Source organism: Fulvivirga marina (genome assembly GCF_016775155.1).
GTDB classification, from domain to species: Bacteria; Bacteroidota; Bacteroidia; order Cytophagales; family Cyclobacteriaceae; genus Fulvivirga; species Fulvivirga marina.
In genome coordinates this window covers 19,306-36,493 of the sequence record NZ_JAEUGD010000016.1, presented here as the reverse complement: position 1 = coordinate 36,493, position 17,188 = coordinate 19,306, and the positions used below count along the sequence as shown (strand labels likewise).

The 17,188-nt window shown below is 38.3% G+C and carries 14 protein-coding genes; 7 read left to right on the top strand and 7 right to left on the bottom strand.

The genetic code is table 11. The features are described 5' to 3' along the window. Positions 1-53: 53 nt before the first annotated feature. From JMN32_RS04550 to JMN32_RS04535, 4 genes are all read right to left on the bottom strand, one after another. Complete coding sequence (locus JMN32_RS04550) at positions 54-1,070, bottom strand: cytochrome d ubiquinol oxidase subunit II (protein WP_202855108.1); 1,017 nt, start codon at positions 1,068-1,070, stop codon at positions 54-56. 3 nt (positions 1,071-1,073) lie between these two features. Continuing rightward, entirely contained in the window at positions 1,074-2,408 is a 1,335-nt protein-coding gene (locus tag JMN32_RS04545; RefSeq protein WP_202855107.1) for a cytochrome ubiquinol oxidase subunit I, read from the bottom strand. 378 nt (positions 2,409-2,786) lie between these two features. Continuing rightward, entirely contained in the window at positions 2,787-4,775 is a 1,989-nt protein-coding gene (locus tag JMN32_RS04540; protein WP_202855106.1) for a DUF3352 domain-containing protein, read from the bottom strand. A 64-nt stretch (positions 4,776-4,839) separates the two neighbouring features. Beyond that, positions 4,840-5,673 (bottom strand): hypothetical protein, encoded by an 834-nt coding sequence (locus JMN32_RS04535; protein ID WP_202855105.1) that lies wholly within the window; start codon positions 5,671-5,673, stop codon positions 4,840-4,842. Between the two features lie 187 nt (positions 5,674-5,860). Here JMN32_RS04535 and JMN32_RS04530 point away from each other — a divergent pair, with 187 nt between their 5' ends. Continuing rightward, the gene (locus JMN32_RS04530; protein ID WP_202855104.1) at positions 5,861-6,580 is read left to right on the top strand and encodes an SDR family oxidoreductase; all 720 of its coding nucleotides are present in this window, start codon (positions 5,861-5,863) and stop codon (positions 6,578-6,580) included. 310 nt (positions 6,581-6,890) lie between these two features. Further along, positions 6,891-7,358, top strand: coding sequence for a hypothetical protein (locus JMN32_RS04525; protein WP_202855103.1), 468 nt, complete (start codon positions 6,891-6,893; stop codon positions 7,356-7,358). A gap of 10 nt (positions 7,359-7,368) precedes the next feature. Here JMN32_RS04525 and JMN32_RS04520 read toward each other — a convergent pair whose 3' ends face one another. Next, positions 7,369-8,319, bottom strand: a complete 951-nt coding sequence (locus JMN32_RS04520) for a class I SAM-dependent methyltransferase (RefSeq protein ID WP_202855102.1) — start codon at positions 8,317-8,319, stop codon at positions 7,369-7,371. A 184-nt stretch (positions 8,320-8,503) separates the two neighbouring features. After that, the gene (locus JMN32_RS04515; RefSeq protein ID WP_202855101.1) at positions 8,504-10,102 is read right to left on the bottom strand and encodes a sensor histidine kinase; all 1,599 of its coding nucleotides are present in this window, start codon (positions 10,100-10,102) and stop codon (positions 8,504-8,506) included. A gap of 450 nt (positions 10,103-10,552) precedes the next feature. Here JMN32_RS04515 and JMN32_RS04510 point away from each other — a divergent pair, with 450 nt between their 5' ends. Beyond that, a complete protein-coding gene (locus JMN32_RS04510; RefSeq protein WP_202855100.1) occupies positions 10,553-10,909 on the top strand; it encodes a hypothetical protein in 357 nt (118 codons plus the stop codon). Positions 10,910-11,191: 282 nt separating this feature from the next. On the opposite strand, the gene JMN32_RS04505 is transcribed toward JMN32_RS04510, so the two are convergent. Further along, entirely contained in the window at positions 11,192-11,983 is a 792-nt protein-coding gene (locus tag JMN32_RS04505) for a sensor histidine kinase (RefSeq protein ID WP_202855099.1), read from the bottom strand. A 327-nt stretch (positions 11,984-12,310) separates the two neighbouring features. Here JMN32_RS04505 and JMN32_RS04500 point away from each other — a divergent pair, with 327 nt between their 5' ends. From JMN32_RS04500 to JMN32_RS04485, 4 genes are all read left to right on the top strand, one after another. Then, complete coding sequence (locus JMN32_RS04500) at positions 12,311-13,735, top strand: hypothetical protein (protein WP_202855098.1); 1,425 nt, start codon at positions 12,311-12,313, stop codon at positions 13,733-13,735. Positions 13,736-13,897: 162 nt separating this feature from the next. Further along, entirely contained in the window at positions 13,898-15,187 is a 1,290-nt protein-coding gene (locus tag JMN32_RS04495) for a S8 family peptidase (RefSeq protein WP_202855097.1), read from the top strand. Between the two features lie 19 nt (positions 15,188-15,206). Continuing rightward, positions 15,207-16,115: a hypothetical protein gene (locus tag JMN32_RS04490; RefSeq protein WP_202855096.1), complete on the top strand. Its 909-nt coding sequence runs from the start codon at positions 15,207-15,209 to the stop codon at positions 16,113-16,115. 39 nt (positions 16,116-16,154) lie between these two features. Further along, complete coding sequence (locus JMN32_RS04485; protein WP_202855095.1) at positions 16,155-17,153, top strand: hypothetical protein; 999 nt, start codon at positions 16,155-16,157, stop codon at positions 17,151-17,153. Positions 17,154-17,188: the final 35 nt, after the last annotated feature.

Sequence of the window (17,188 nt, the reverse complement as noted above, 5' to 3'; positions counted from 1 at the left end):
TTTATTTTTTAATTAGTGTGCAGACTATTTCAATACATTCGGTAAATCAATATTTACAAAACCTCCTTTTGCTGTTCTTTTTGGAAACTGTATATCAGATAGAAAAGTGAAGGAAGAATAAATATACTGCCCAGTATAAGAGCCCATGCTAGTGTAGTAATTGGTTTACCCATAGCTGCTGAATTAATCAGAGATAGATTTGTGCCATTATGCATCACCAGAAAGTTCGGAAAATAGTGGTAGCCTATGGCCAAAAGTATCATTGTAACCTGAAATCCTGCAATAAGGCGACTTTCCATAGCTTTTTGCTTATGAAGAAAGTGCCAGAGAAGCCATAAAGAAAGAGAAGCAAGGGTTAGTATGATCAGTGTAACAGGTTGGATGACCAGCTTAACCATTTGTGATATACCATCAATGTAGGCGGCAAAAAACACCATAGCACCAGATAGTACAGTACCTAAATTAAGTAAACGAGCCTTACGAATAAATAGCTGTCTGATATCCTGATCAGTCTCTTCACCTGATAAGTAAACTGCAGCAAGAAAACCACAAATACATACAGTAAATATACCAACCGTGATAGGGAAAAATCCAGTCCAGGGAGCAATAAAAAGGGCGTAGAAGTTGTCCGCATCAGGGTTGATATTTCCGGATATCATGGCACCAGCTATTATACCTAGAAAAAAGGGCGTGATAAAGCTTGAATAAGTGAATATGAGATTGTAAACCCTTTGCATGTCATCTTTTACAGCATCGTAATGGCGAAAGACAAAGGCAGTACCTCTGCCAATAATGCCGAGCAGCATGAAAAGCAAAGGGATATGCAGGTAAATTGACAGTGTTGAATAGATGGGAGGGAAGCCTACAAAAAGAATAACAATAATGATGACGAGCCACATATGGTTTGCCTCCCATATGGGACCAATTGTTTTATATGTAAGCATTCGGGTATTTTGCCGGAGTTCGCTTTTAGTAATCAGTTCCACTATACCAGCACCAAAGTCTGCCCCACCGAAAAGGAGGTAGAACAGAATGGATAAACTTAGAAATGCAATGACAACGTATAACATAGGCTATTGAATTGACTCCGTAGTTTTGTTCTGGTTGCTATATAATTCAGGTACTGCCTTTATTTGTCTGTAAAGTAGAAACACTACAACTAAAGATAATGAGAGGTATACCAAGGAAAACACTATGAATGAATAAGTGATTCCTGGCATAGGAGTTAGGGCTTCACTTGTTTTCATATAGCCATAAAGTATCCATGGCTGTCGCCCAACCTCTGTCACGGTCCACCCGGCTTCAACGGCTATGAAGCCTAAGGGAGTTGCCGCAATAAATAACTTCAGAAACCATTTTTTGTTAATCCAGTTCTGTTTTTTCCAAATGGCAAAGAAGTATAGTAAGCCTAAACCAACCATAATCATACCTGTAAAGACCATGATTTGAAAGGCTATGTGAGTTACTAAAACAGGAGGGTGATTTTCTTCCGGGATCTGATCAAGTCCGATTACAACAGCATCAAAGTCGCCGTGAGCAAGAAAGCTAAGAGCCCCGGGAATTTTTATGGAATAATCTACGGTTTTTCTCTCCAGATCGGGAATACCTCCAATAAGTAGTGGTGCCTGCTTTTTTGTCTCGAAATGAGACTCCATTGCCGCCAGTTTTTCAGGCTGTCTTTTGGCAATATCTTTGGCTGAAATATCTCCTGAAATAGGTTGGACTACAGCCGCAATTCCGCCGAAAATGATAGCTATTTTGAATGCCTTGATATGAAAGCCTATATTCTTGCCTTTTAAAAGCATCAGGGCATGTATGCCTGCCACTGCAAAACCTGTAGCAACAAAGGCTGCTATGGTCATATGGAGTGCCTGAGTAAACCAAGCGTCGTTAAACATCGCCGCTATGGGGTCTATATTAATATATTTGCCATCGACATAGTCAAAGCCTGAAGGGCTGTTCATCCAGCCATTAGCTGCTACCACCAGAATACCAGAAGCTAGGCCACTGATACCTACAATTAGCCCAGTTATCCAGTGAAACCAAGGGCTGAACCTGTCCCAGCCATACAAGAAAAAGCCAATAGCTATGGCTTCAATAAAAAAGGCTGTTCCTTCCAGAGAAAAAGGCATTCCAAAGATTGGGCCGGCATGTTCCATGAAGGCTGGCCATAGTAAGCCAAGCTCAAAAGAAAGCATGGTGCCAGAAACCGCGCCTGTTACAAAAAATATAGCAACACCTTTACCCCATGCTTTTGTCAGGTTTTTATAGTTAAGATCACCCGTTTTAAGATAAAAGTAGTGAGAGGTGGCCATAAAAAAGGGCATGACCATACCTATACACGCAAAAATTATATGAAATCCGAGAGATAAGGCCATTTGAGACCGCGCAGCCATCAGGTCATCCATAATCCTTTCTTTTTAAGCCGGTGTGTAGTTAAGTGCCGGTGGTTTGATGAAGTTAAAGTTATGAAGTAATTTTCATTTTAAATCGTAGAAAAAGAGGTTTTTAAAAACTAATTATATTGATTTGTCTCGTGTAAAAGTCTATCCGGTATAGTTTCGGTAATTACACTTTTGGAAGAGCAATAAATTAAGGTTAAAACTTCCAGTTTGGGATAACGTTTCAAAATAAACAGCACCATTCCATAATTGGAGCTTGACAGTTCAGCAATTCGCTATTAAATTTAGAGAACGATCACCGCTCGACTTGATCAGCGGGCAGGACAGCGTTCAGCGTTCAGTTTACACTACCAAGGTAGGGGCTTTTATTTGTTTCCAATAATCTCATTTTTCTTGTATACCCTCGTCATATTTAATTTTGGTAATTAATTCGCCTTGTTCATTATAAACTCTCCAGGTACCGTCTTTTTTATCATTCTTATAACGACCTTTAAACTGCTCAGTGCCATTTTCGAAGTAGCTTTCAAACCTGCCATGTTTCCACCCGTTTTTGAGGTCTACTTCATATTGGAGGTTGCCGTTTTCATAATAGGCTTTGTATTCATCCTGAGTAAGGTCGGGTATTGCTATTCTATCTATCTCTTTTAGCACTTTCTTATAGGTCTCTGACCAAGCAAGTGCCTGATGGGGTGTTTCGTACTTTGGTACTATCGAGGGTAATGCTTTTTTACTTGTGTATCCATTTATAGCAGGTACTTCAAAAGAGGTGTAAAGCCCAGTATGAAAGATATCACCATCCTGAGGAGAAAGTTGGAGGCTCATGTGTTTAAAACAGGTAATATAATCCTTGTTCTTTTGCATATCCCACCAGTCTTCCTGTTCCATAAGCGGACGCAGGTCATCAAATAGGTCTGGCATATTGATGTATGCGAATACCGACGTATGATCTTTTAGTTCTTCATAATGTTCTTGAAACTCATCATTGTAATATAGGGTGGTTTCATCTTCTACAGCATCTATAATATTCTTCAAAGTGTGAGGATGATTACTGAATATTACCCAATTACCAATTGTACAGTAGTATGGTTTATCAAACTTGTCAAAGAGCTTTCCTAGGAATACTTTGAAGAAACCTTTCATGGCCATATAATGGATTTCATGCCCCTTATAGGTTACGCTTTTTACCTTTACAGGTGTTTTTTTCTTTATTTGTTGGCGTATCTTACCCAGTCCTGTTTTAGCCTGTTCAATATCTTTGGCTTTCAGTAAGAGTGCATATTCATTGATGCCGGTTTTGCTACTTGCATTAGCCTGGAGCATGACAGCTTCATTGTCAACCCAGTCTATAAAAACCTCATTGAGGTCAATTTTCAAGAAACTCTCTACAAGATTTCTGTTCTCCATGTAGGCCTTTTCCTGATTTGGGTTTGTTCTTAATGTGCTCTCGAGGTTTTCGACAAATGAAGGGAAATCATTGAAACCCAGACTCACAAAATATGGAGAAGTCTGCGGGATAACTTTAAGGAATTCGTGAGAGCCTTCCCCTGACATGTACAATGCTTTTAAGTACGAGTTAACGGTATCATTAATATTGGTGATACCGCCTAACCCAAGCTTGTTCTCGCCAAGATTCAAGGCAAAACCTCCATACCTGAGACTGGTTTTAATCATATCCATTGATGGGTTGTCAAGAGCGAATTGTCCCAGGTAGTCCATGAAGCTATTGAGGTTCACATATGCTCGTAACTGTCCTTTGTAACCCAGTTGATCAGTTATCTCTAGAAAATACCTGTCATTTTCTTCTGGGTTGACGTGTTGCCTAATCACCGCTTCAATCAGTGTAGGAGAATAAGAGATTACGAGCAGATTTTCAATAAAAGAGAGGTAAAGTGTCTCTTTTTCTATGATATCATAAAACTCGGTGATCTCTACACCTTCATATTTTCTGTATGTTAATTTATAGCTCTCATCAACAAAATTCTGCATGTAGTACTTTATGTTTTGAAGGCGAGATGCCCGTGCCAGGTCCATAACATATAAGTAATCATAAGTATCTTGTACAGGGTGCGCCGCAATTAAAAGTTCCTTGTTGCCAACAAAGTCCAGCCATTCATTAGCCCAAAATAGTGAATCCAGGTAATTGGCATTATCAGTTATTTCTGCGAATTGAGGGTTCTTTTTGAGATGTGCCCATATGTCACTCTCGCTCAATTCTTGCCAGCTATCGATAGGGCGACTGCTTGCCAATATAAAAGATGCCTGAGGAGGAATCAGGTTAAGAGGTTTAATCCGATAGACAGGAGACCAATACAGATAGTAAAAAAGGCTGCTTGCAACAATAACTGTTGCTGCCAGTATTATAATTTTTTTCATATTGCCAAATTGCAAATAATATTACTCAATACGCTAATAACGATGAGGTTACCCAAATATTGGGTTAGTCATACTTGCCATTTAGCCATGCCCAAAACTTCTTTATTGGATTTTTGTAATGAATAACTTCTTCTTTTTCAATTGGAGCTTCTGAAGTTTTCTTTTTCTTGGGTTTAGCGGATGGCTTTTGTTTATTCAGGCCAGGTTTAACCTGTTGTTCGTAATGGGCTTTCTTTTTCTCTTTTAGTTTTTTTTCCCTTTCCTTTTTCTTTTTCAGAGCCTCTCTTTCCTGGCGCTTTTGTTTTTGCTCGTAGCTTTCTTCCCTTTTAGACTTGCGATGAGGCTTTTTTCCATTTTTATCCTGGAAGCTTCTTTTTTTGGGGTGCTTCTTTTCTATAACTGGTTTTTCATTGACCTCTTCTTTTTCTTTTTTTACAGGCTCAGGGAGTTTAATTTTGCCTAATACCTTAATACCTTCAAGTTTTATTTTCTTTGCCCTTATAACCTCTACCTTGTGAGGAGAATCAGAATTGCCCCCAGCTTCATTTTGATCGGAATCAGCACTTTCATCAGCCATATTTTCCTCAAGAGATACAACTTCCTCTAACTGATTTTCCTCATATACAGTATTTGATTCTTGACTCACCATTTGATTGGGTTCCCCTTCATTGGTCTCAACCGGATTCATTGTTTGCACTGCATCAGAAGTCCGAGGTTGATCGGCTTCTTCTGCCTCAGCAATGTTTGGTTTGCCAAAATGTTGCATGACTAGGGTTATTGCATGGTCATCAATTTTAGTATTACTCCCTTCTATGTTTTTAATACCGCTGTTTGTTAGGAATTCAATGATTTCACTTTGTGTAATACCTAATTCGCGGGATAACTGTACAAGCCTCATGTCTCAAACTTAATTTAGTTGCAAAACTATTAACTTTTATTATTAAATATGCCATTTTTCAGTTTAATGGACGATTTGGCTAGGTCAGTTGTCTTCATAGAAGCATATCTATCAGGTAAATAATTGATCGATAACAAAGGAATCTTTATTCCGTAAACAAGTAAAGTTTAGAAAACCAAAAAATAAAATGACAGAAATAGAAGGAAAAACCGCATTAATAACAGGGGGCAGTAAAGGAATAGGCTTTGGGATAGCAGAAGCTATGATCAAGAGTGGAATGAATGTAGCAATCACAAGCCGATCGCAAGATGCTGCAGATGAAGCGGCTAAAAGGCTTCAGGGCATTGGAAATAGTGAGGTGTTGGCAATTGAGGCAGATGTTCGGAATATAGATTCCCAAAAGGATGCGGTAGCTAAAATACTACAAAAATGGGGTAAATTGGATGTTGTAATTGCGAATGCGGGTCTTGGACATTTTGGCTCTATTGAAGAGCTTACTTCAGAGCAATGGCAGGAGACTATAGGTACAAACTTAACAGGTGTATTCAATACTGTTAAAGCGACAATCGATCCGCTCAAAATTAGCAAGGGTTATATTATCACGATATCAAGCCTCGCTGGTACTAACTTTTTTGCAGGAGGTTCTGCATATAATGCTAGTAAATTTGGGTTAACGGGGTTTACACAGGCAATTATGTTGGACCTTCGCAAGTATGGTATAAGGGTAAGTACAATCATGCCGGGGTCTGTTTCTACTCACTTTAATAATCATGAACCAGGGGAGCAGGATGCATGGAAAATACAGATCGAAGATATAGGAGAAATGGTAGTAGATTTACTAAGGATTAACCCGAGGACATTGCCTAGTAAAATTGAAGTCAGACCTACTACACCACCCAGCCATTAACAATATAAATTATTGCCACCGCAATGAGGGCTTTGTATTGGGGTTATTTCTGTTATTTATAACCCCAATGCAGGTCCATTGCATTTCCTGACCTAATAGTAGTATTGACATATTAGGTTGCTGTAGTTCGAAACATGTAAGTTTTGTTAGTAGAATGTTGCTATTTTGTAATTGGTTAACCTGATATTCGCTTATAGGCCAGAAGTAATTTTTAATTACTGAAATTAAATATGTAAGATATATTAATTAGTTAATTATATGATTTAATAATTTATTAATATTTTTGCGTATACTAATTAATCTATTTATTGTGCAAAAAGATTTGATGCTGGATAATGTTAACCTGCTCGCAATAGATCATTGGATTTTAGAAGAAGAAATGACACTTGAGCAGGTAGGAGAGGTTGTACCAACAATATTTTATGTTATCAACCCGGATTTGACTATTAGGTATATCAATTCTCTTGGGTACCAATGGCTCAACTTGGAGTCGGAAAAGTCTATGCATAAATCGATTTCCATTATTAATTATTATCATCCAGATACACTTCACGTAGCAAAATCACAAATGCATCAATTTTATAATTTGCAAAATGCATTTGATATTCAGTACGACCTTCAAAAGGTTTGGTATGAACAAGATTCAGAATACAAGCTAAGCCTCATTACTACTAAGTTTTCCCGGAACCTGGATGGATTGCTTTCAACGGTAACCCCATTGGAAGAATTGCCCCACCTTAAAAATAGAATTGGTGGAGCTGTAATGAGCAAGTCCTAGTCTGTGGGCTCTATTTGGAAACTCTGCCAGCCACAATATACATTAAACTTCCTCCTGCCGAGATGTATTTTTGCTCAATAAGCTGTTTTAAAAGCTTTTCTTTGTACATCATTACATAGTTCCAATATATATCAAAGTCAGCCTTCTTTCCACCTCCTGCCTTGAAATACCACAAGTCACGGTCATAATTGAAGCCACCACCGCCCCCCGTTTCCAGCCAATCTATCAATTGTGCAACCCTTACTCTTTTTTCTCGGGTATCATAGGGAGGGATACAGGATAGTGCTTTATCGGAAATCCAAACCTGTATGTCTTCTAACCCTACTTGTGTGAAAAGATCAGGAAGAGCGTCTCCAAGTGAATTAAAACCAAGCCCCAGCTTTCTTTTTCCCTTTTCGCACCTTAGACGTACTTCAATGATCTTCATCATATCATCAATGTCAAAGTGGGTTTGAGCGTAATTGTCAAACATTAGTGAGTGGACAAGGTTGTTAGGTTCAATGGCTACAATCCAACCGTCGTTTTTAGTTACACGCTTCATTTCTTCAAGAACATGCGTTGGTTGGTCCACATGAATTAGCAGAGTCTGACAAAAGGTGAGATCCATTTCATCAGTCTCGAAAGGTATATCCATAGCGTCTCCTTCAACAAAGTGAAATTCGTTTCCATGTTCTCTACTCTTCTTTTTGCTCTTTTGACGCGCCTTTTTAATATGCCCTTTTTCAAAATCCATTCCTTTTATTACAGTGTTTTCGGGAAAGAACTTTGAAAGCGCGAATGACATAGTACCAATGCCGCAGCCAATATCTGCAACCTTTTGACACTGATCAAAATTGAGCCTCTTAGATAAAAGTTCCAGGTAATCCTCATTCCACCAATATTCCCGTTCTTCTGTTAGTACTGATTCTGAATGCTGTTTTTCGATATTTTTTTGATAGTCTGCGCCGTTATATTTACCCATTATAGATTTGTGCTTCTACTCAACTAACCCGTGAGCCGTGGTTAAATTTACAAAATGAAGATCGGCCTTTATTTTATTGATGATTTGTGAAAGGACGGATCACAGGGATCAGGTATAAAGGAAGAATTGTCAAAAATAATAACTAGTTGAACTTCAAAGGTAAGGTATTAGCAGCAGAACTTTGTTAATTACCTAGTGTAAAGTAAAAAACGGATCCTTCGCCAATCTTTCCTTCAGCCCAAGTGCGTCCACCATGTCTTTGTACAATTCTGTTAACCGTAGCCAATCCGATTCCTGTTCCTTCAAATTCTCTATCACTATGCAAGCGTTGAAAAACTCCAAATAACTTGTCGTAATAGTTCATGTCAAAGCCGGCTCCATTATCCTTAACAAAATAAACTGCTTCTCCATTCATTTTTTTTGTACCAATATGAATAGAAGGAGATTCCTTTTTTGAGGAATACTTAATGGCATTGGAGATTAAGTTTTGATAAACCAGAGATATCATGACTTTATCTGCGTTGGCTGCTGGAAGAGGGTCAATGGTAATAGAAATGTTATTTGTGTGAGAGCCTAAAAGTTCTTTAATGGTGTTTTGTGCCAGCTTGTTCATATCTATTTTTTTCTTTTCAATGCTTTCTCTTTCCAATTTTGAGAAACTCAGAAGGCAATCTATCAGTTTGTTCATTTTTTCTGAACTTGCTAGTACCGTGGTCAGAATTTTTTTCCCTTCCTGATCCAGTATATGTTCATAATCTTCTTCAAGTATTTTGCTGAAACCGATAATACTTCTCAAGGGGGCTCTTAAGTCGTGGCTGATGGAATATGAAAAGGATTCTAATTCTTTGTTTAAAGCCGTAAGTTGGTCAGCCTGTGCCCTAAGCTCTTCATTGGCATTTTCAAGCTCTGTTTCGTTCTGGTCTCTTTGCCGGTCAGCCTGGTTGAGCGATTTTGCCGCCAGCCAGGTAACAATTGCCAGGAGTATAATGACCCCAATAGTAAAAGTAGCTGCAGCAAATTCTGAATCATAAAGTGAAGCATTGTTTCCAAGAAGGGATATCCACCCCAATAGTATAGGAACCAGAAAAATGGGCAGTAGTAACTTGCGAGCCATTTTTCCTCCTGCATGAGGGGTAGTTAGTTCACTAATCATACCCTTGTCAGGATGAAAAAATAATACTGCAATGGATAAGGTTAGGAAGCAGAGTGCAGTATGTAGTGCCATTGGAATGAAGGCCAAGAAGCGATAATAGAAGCTGATATTATATATGTATCCGATCACTGATAAAAGAGATATCAGTAAAACTGCTATGGACAAGAACTCCGAACCTTTCTTTCCCGCCTGACTTTCTCGCTGTAGGTAAAATAAGGCCAGACCAATAATTATAAAACACAGTGCTGTGTTAGGAGCCATACTATTGGTGTTCTCAACTACAATATCGGCTTGCAGCTTATTGTGAAACAGGAGTTCATCTATATTGTATTCCAACCCTATCAACATTCCAACTACCTTTATGGAGCCAATGGTAGTAACACTCATGGCTACTACTTTACCCCATTTTACATATGCCTTTTTAGAGTAAAAAAGAAGAAGAGAAACTGCAGACATAATAAAGCAAATGGCAGTAAGTGGATTCATGGCAACAAGACCAGGGATGACACGCTTGAAAATGTCAATATTGAATTGCCAACCAGCCAAAACTACTACAGATATCCCTATTACAGCATAGGCCAAATATTGGGAGAACTGTATAAATGAATAATATAGTATAGGGGTACGCATTTATGAGGTCTATGCATTAATATAAGCCTTTATTTGCAAATCCTCAATAATAAAAATGTCAATAAGAAGGCGTGCTTAAATATTGACCAGATAATCTGAAGTTGAAGATTAATTTGCCGTTGGTTCTCCTAAAATCTATGATTCAGATATCGCTTTAGATTCTGGTTTTCTGAATAACGAATCAGATCATATTTTTTCGTACTAGTCTCAAAATGTGAAGTAAAAGGAGGGTTGGAACTAGGATACATCAATAGTAGTATCCAAGAAGAAATGATTATTTGTGTTGATGGAATATAGGGAAAAGGAATGACATGTCAGACCCGGAATCATATGTAGTAAACTAATAGCAAAAATAGGAATTGAATCCTGTTAAAATGCTATCATATTTCAATTTAATCTCTTATCTTATAAGCCCGTAGCATTTTTTAAACTGTATTATAGGCCATAGTTATGTTAGATATTGAATTAGAGCATTTTCGTAACCTTGTTTCACTTGCAGCGGTAGACGGTAAAATAGAGGATATTGAAAGAGTTACTCTCTCTAAAATTGCATTTGAAAGAGGTATACCCCTTGATAGGCTTAACATTATGCTCGATAGAGCACATGAATACCTTTACCTGATACCCCAGAACCATGTTGAAAAAGAGAAGCAGTTGGAGGATATGATAAAGTTTGCTTTGGTAGATGGTGATTTTGCTCCTGCTGAGCACAAACTGATCAATACTGTTGGTGAAAAACTTGGTTTTAGTAAAACTGAACTAGACGATCTTGTAGAAAAGCATTTACGTAAATTAAAGGTAAAGTGAATTTTTAGCCTTATCACATAGAGCAGGCCATATTAGCTCCGAACTATCTGATCCGTAACTTTTTGGGCATGAGATATACCATAATTAAAGTGTTTATTAGTGTAACTTTTTCTGTATTACATTAGAGCTACTTTATATACGCAGCCATAAGGCTGCAACTATGGGAGGTCATGATAATAAAAAAGACTAAATGATACTCTTGATACGATAAGAAGCATGGTTTTACCTGATTTTTCTGCGGTGCTCAAGTGGTTTATTCATCTCAGCATTATGCAAAAGTGTTCAATAACTATTATTAGGGCCAGACTGTTTTTCGATGATGCGCTTAGGTTGAAGTATTGATATGACTGATGGTAAATTAATGAGGAACTCGGACCCTAATCCTACTGAGGAGACTACATCAATGCTGCCCTTGACTTTCTCAATAGCTTTTTTAGCAAGATATAAACCAGCCCCAACTCCCGGTGATGAAGGAGCTACTTTATAAAACATCCTGAATATCTTTCCAGCCTCTTTATCAGGGATACCGATGCCATTGTCTTTTATACTTATGAATAAATGCTCCCAGTTTTCAATAGCATTAATATAAACGATTTTTTTACGCTTTTTGTCGTCAGAATACTGAATAGCATTGTCAAGGATATTGCGAATAATTATTTCAAAGATCTCTCTGTTCATATAAATGAATATTTCACGCTTGATGCTTACTTCTATTTCAACGCCGACCATAGTGGCTAATCGCTTTCTTTTTCTCACAATGCCATCTACCGTCTGACGTAAATTAAGATATTCCATATTATGGTGATTGGAAGCCTTGTTGAAGGCTCCAATGTTTTCAATGGTTTTGTCCACTCTTGAGATACAATAGTTAACCCACGGCAATTCATTTTTGATAGTTATGCGTGTGCGCTTATTACAAGGTTTTGCAGTAATAGCTAGAATAAGGGATGATTTATAGCAGAAGCGATAAACATGACGATAGAACACATAGCATATAATCTCTTTCAAATTAAAGAATAAACTTCTGGGAGAAAATCCCTCACTTTTAGAGTACATTAAAGCCGTGGGTTCCATAATAGACAGTGTTTGATGATAATTAAAGGTAAATACATTCTATACCAAATGTATCAGGAGATTACTGGTTTTGACCATCAGGGTTAACCCTGAAATGCAAGTAATTTAAAGAGTACAAAGCACTTTGAGGTAGAGACTGAGTATGGCTTATCAACAGGAGCTTTAAAGTAAAAAATTATGGCAATTTACCCCCTAATAAGGGGGTTTTTCCCCTACAATCATACCATTGAATTTTGTAATTTGATTTACGAAAATTCAAAAACCTATTCACATTCTGAAAACTTTTAGGGGGGGCTAGAGGTTAAAAGGTCAGATAACCAAAAAAACTTGAAATCGCTATTTTCCATAGTAAAGAACCTTTCAGATAAAGAAGCTCGTGCTTTTCAAAGATTGTTTTTGACTAAAAAACGTGTTGGTGAGAATAAGAAGAGGCAGTTGTTTGAAGCAGCACTAAAAAGTAAAAGGCATGCTGATTTCAAGCAGTTCATTAGAGACCAAAAATACTCCAGACAGAACTATTATCAGTTAAGCAAAAGATTAAGGGAGAGCCTGTACGACTTCTTATTATCATTTCATCAGACTAAAAGGGAAGACGACCGTTTTGGTGAGGAAATGGCCTGTCATAAAAAACTTTACTGTATTAAAATATTGCTAGACAGAGGTATGGAAGATCATGCTCGTCAGATGCTCGAAGAAGTACTTTTCACATCTGAAAAGGAACACTTGACAGTGATTCACTGCGAAGCTGTTGACCTTCAAAACAGGTATTTCCCGTTTGAGGCACCATCAGTAAATACCTCATGCAATTATATTAAAAACTTGAGTAGTGACCTCAGCATTAATGAGTATTTAAAACAATACATTATAGAGTCAGTGAAGAACGATCATAATAGTGATGATGGGCTGAGAGGAAGTTTGATGCAATTAATAGGAAAGGAGCAACTTCCTCTGGCTGATGTTAGTTTTATACACCAGTTACATGAAATCAACGGTTTATTTCATCAACATCTTTTTGAAGTGGCCTTCATACGACTCAAAACGCTGATTAAGAAGCTTGAAGAACAACATGATCCAAATGGTGTTTGTCTTGGGCTGACTTACCTCGAATTGACCAAAGCATCGATCTGTATTAGAAATTTTGGAGAAGCCGACAGATTTCTTTTGCGGGCAGAGAAATATCTGGAGCAAACGCTGCCATGGCAATCTGTAATATATGAGTTGAAATATATTATAGCTCTTAGATCATTCAATACAGATTTGCAAGGCAAGTTGCTTCAAGAAATAAATCGAGTTTTAGTAGATCATAATAAGGATATGTTTGAAGGCAGATGGGGCTATTACAAAGCCTACCATCACTATCAAAAAGGAGAGCTCAAAGAGATCATCAAACTAGCTAATTCAAGTGTGACGAATGCTATAAAAGACCAAAGAGAACTGTTGATGCTCAAAATGCTGGAACTCATTTGCATATATCGACTCAATGATCAGGATTGGTTTTTCTATAAATCAGAGTGCCTTAGAAAACAGCTTAATGGTAAGGTTGACAAGTCAGACAGGTTACAGATGTTCTTTTCCATTTTCAGAAAGCCATTTGATACATCATCGGGACAAAATCTCATGCTGAAGAAGCTGAAGATGTTGGAGGATATATCTCCCTGGCATCCATTGAGTAAGGAACTATTAAGTTTTGGAGGCCTGCTAAGTGCATTGATAACGGTCTTTGAGGCGGAGCATGTGGTTGATAGGGATTAATGTCATAAATGATGTTAATTTATTAAGGTAAAGTGTTTTGTTTCAGGTACTTAATTTATTTGAGTGAACTAATCAATGTTTACTTATTGCTAATTTGTCCTTAGATGGCATTCACATTTTATCGAACTTAATATATAGTACTTATTAGCATAAAACCAACAAATGAAAAATCACTTGATAATATGGACGAAGCAGGATAAGCGCATTGATGAGTTGCCATATTGGGGTGATATTATTCATAAAAAGTCACCTGAAACCGAAAATTTTTTACCAGAAGTTTCAAACGTTTTCAGAAAGTATAATCTTCCCGTATTATATAGCACAGAGTATAAGCCTCAACATCGAACCTGGACTCCTGAAGAAGTTAAGAGCGGCTTGGCCAATATTTTTCGAGTTATACTTAAAGTAGATAGAGGCATTCCTCAGTCTCTGGTTGAAGAGATAAAGCTTATCCCGTATGTAGAAAAAGTCCGGCCTGTAGATATTGGCGTCACAGAACTTCCCCCGGTTTCCTCATCAATGGGTGCACCCATGCTGGACCCGGCAGCCCAAATCTTCATTAGGCAAGCCCATACATTTACAACCGGAAACCCCCAAATAAAAATTGCTGTACTGGATACAGGTGTAGATACTAAACATAAAGAGATCACCGATGTGCTTCTGCCAGGGATGGATTTTGTGAATATTCTGGATGGTGTTGAAAAATTTGTAGGGGATTATTTGGGTTATGATACCGATCCACAGGATGATGTAGGACATGGAACTCATGTATGCGGAATACTGTCAGCCAAGGGGTTAAAAATGGCCAGGGGAATTGCTCCATCGTGTAAGGTGATACCTGTTCGAGTACTTGGAGCCCTTAAGTCTGGTAATGGCGTAGTAGGGGCGGGACTCATAGATAATATTAATAATGGAATCAAATGGGCTGTAGACCAAAAAGTTGATGTCATTAACATGAGTTTGGGCATTAAACATGAAGGCGGTGGACTTCCTCACGAAGAGGTGATCAACTATGCACTAAGGAAAGGTGTCACCATAGTTGCCGCATCAGGTAATGACGGCCGCAAGGATCGCTACTACCCAGGAGCACTAAAGGGTGTAATAGCTGTTGGTGCAGTGGACCAGCATAGCCAGATGGCAGCATTTTCTACTTATGGTTCGCATGTGTCCTTTGTAGCGCCAGGAGCCAACATTATAAGCTCTTATCCAAACAATAAATATTCTATGTCTTCCGGAACCTCACAAGCTTCACCCTATGTGACTGGTGCGGTTGCACTGCTTAAGTCTTTTGCTTTAAAATACGGAAGAGAATTGAAAGATAATCAGGTAAAATATATTCTGAAAAATACTGCTGACAGGATGGACGGGACCCTGAAAAACGTAAAGAGCGGATACGGCCTGATCAACCTGCTGGATGCCTTTAAACTATTGAAATATAAACTAAGTATTTAACCATTAAAACCAATACATCATGAGTACCAACATTCTGGGATCAGCCAATTTCGAAAAGATATCTCTGGGCAATGGTTCTTCCTATACACCTATTACGGCTAAATTTCCTATACTGGATATAGCCAGGCCTCTTTGGGTTTCTGATTTCTCAGTTGAGCCCCCAAGAGTGAAGATAGATCCTTCAATGAAGGATATCGTTGAGAGAATTAGTAAATCTCTGGCCACTAAGTCTCTGAAGTACAAGTCAAGACAAAGAAAAGATTGGTCGTTAAAGGAGATAATGAAAGATGGTGACTCTAATAAAATCAATGCCAAGTCAAAACTTGTTAGAGACGGGTTTAGCGCGGTTATAGCGGAGGTTAGCAAAATGCTCAATAAGAGTAGTATTGATCACACTTCCAAATTTTTGTTGAGCAACGAACCACTTTATGTTTACGCTCTGAGTTTTGTTATCTATTATGAGAAGGTAAAAGACGCAGAGGGAATTAACGATAGAGTGATCACCTTGACGGAAAATGAAATCAAACCATTTTTCAATATTTTACTTGCCAGGGCTGCTATTGAGCAGCGGCATTTAAACCTGAGCATTGAACAGCGCAAGGATATCTACAAAGCTGCCTCTAATACTAATATTTCTTATGTGAAAGGCATGCCAGCGGGAGCTATTTCCAAAATCATTGCGAAATATGTTGACAACGGAAGTATTCATGATCTGGTAGATAGATTCTTTGCATCAGGTGAAATAGATCCAGCCAAAGGCACACCGCAAATCAGACAACTGATGGTCAACTACCTCAAAGAAATTGGGCTGGTTATACCTGAAGACATACCAGACGAAGATAGCGATGACATCAGTTTTACTGATCTGGAGGCGATTGAAGAGGATGTTTTTGAAAGTGATAACAGCCATGATGATGACGTCAAGTGATATAAAACGGAAGTAAAAAGACTACAAAAAATAATAACGATGGCAGACATTCTAGAAAAATATAGTGAATACTTAGCCCTCGCCTATACCAATGCGCTGAAGGAGGCTAAAAATTCGGGTGATCCGGTAACTAATGTTTACCAAAATGGCAGTCCATTTTCGTTTAACTACGCGGTGGATTATTTTGAAACGGCAGATGAGCAGGGGATAGATGCAGAAAACATCCTTGCAGCCGGTACCCTTTATTATCTCAAAACACTTGCTGACGACCTTGGAATACTCCGTGTTGCTGATGCAGTGTTGATGAGGTGGACATCTGGTATGCTTGACATACCTCAAGGTAGCACAGCTTCCAAGCTATATAGCTACTATAAACTGAGAGATGAATATACCTCAGCAGAGGAGAGAGCCATGTTCTATAAAATTGTATTGAACGTTGGTGACGGTGAAGTACTGGACGAAATGGCTGTTAACACTGATTTTACTCCGCTATGGGATACTTTGATGACCGAATCAGTGAAATACATTGACAAGTATGAGCAGAAAGACAGCAATTTTTCATCTGTTTCTAAGTCCGCAGTCTATCAGGCTATCAAAGAGCTACAATATAACCTCACCACATATTCAAGTGGCATGGTGAAAGCCATACTTCCGGAAATGTACAAGCAATTTGAGAAAGCCATATCTATAATTGATGACGATGCGGTAAAAGCACAGTTGGGATGGGGCTATAGAAGGTCTATGTGGAATGTTATTGAACGTGTAAGCCAGGAAGAGTTCAATTACAAGCCTAATGTTTCTTCTATGCGTACAGCAGCTGTAAGTGGTCATAAAATATTTGCTGCAATTGCCGGTTTTGATGAGGGCCTTATGTCAGAGTCAGCTTTCCAGGATTTACTTCACAACATAGAGTCATTCATTATAGCTCAAAGTCAGTTGGGAGAAAGTAGCGGCTCATCAGGCAGTGTACAAAGAGAAGAGGAAGATATAGAAGAGGAAATGAATGAGGAATTTGGAGAGGATGATTGGGATTTCTAAGCAGGTATTAAACTATCAACTTTGGTAAAAAGTCA

Coding starts and splice junctions, on each gene's coding strand:
- JMN32_RS04540 (WP_202855106.1), bottom strand. CDS start 4,775: ATGAAAAAAATTATAATACTGGCAGCAACAGTTATTGTTGCAAGCAGC.
- JMN32_RS04485 (WP_202855095.1), top strand. CDS start 16,155: ATGGCAGACATTCTAGAAAAATATAGTGAATACTTAGCCCTCGCCTAT.
- JMN32_RS04495 (WP_202855097.1), top strand. CDS start 13,898: ATGAAAAATCACTTGATAATATGGACGAAGCAGGATAAGCGCATTGAT.
- JMN32_RS04515 (WP_202855101.1), bottom strand. CDS start 10,102: ATGCGTACCCCTATACTATATTATTCATTTATACAGTTCTCCCAATAT.
- JMN32_RS04535 (WP_202855105.1), bottom strand. CDS start 5,673: ATGAGGCTTGTACAGTTATCCCGCGAATTAGGTATTACACAAAGTGAA.
- JMN32_RS04545 (WP_202855107.1), bottom strand. CDS start 2,408: ATGGATGACCTGATGGCTGCGCGGTCTCAAATGGCCTTATCTCTCGGA.
- JMN32_RS04505 (WP_202855099.1), bottom strand. CDS start 11,983: ATGGAACCCACGGCTTTAATGTACTCTAAAAGTGAGGGATTTTCTCCC.
- JMN32_RS04550 (WP_202855108.1), bottom strand. CDS start 1,070: ATGTTATACGTTGTCATTGCATTTCTAAGTTTATCCATTCTGTTCTAC.
- JMN32_RS04490 (WP_202855096.1), top strand. CDS start 15,207: ATGAGTACCAACATTCTGGGATCAGCCAATTTCGAAAAGATATCTCTG.
- JMN32_RS04520 (WP_202855102.1), bottom strand. CDS start 8,319: ATGGGTAAATATAACGGCGCAGACTATCAAAAAAATATCGAAAAACAG.
- JMN32_RS04530 (WP_202855104.1), top strand. CDS start 5,861: ATGACAGAAATAGAAGGAAAAACCGCATTAATAACAGGGGGCAGTAAA.
- JMN32_RS04510 (WP_202855100.1), top strand. CDS start 10,553: ATGTTAGATATTGAATTAGAGCATTTTCGTAACCTTGTTTCACTTGCA.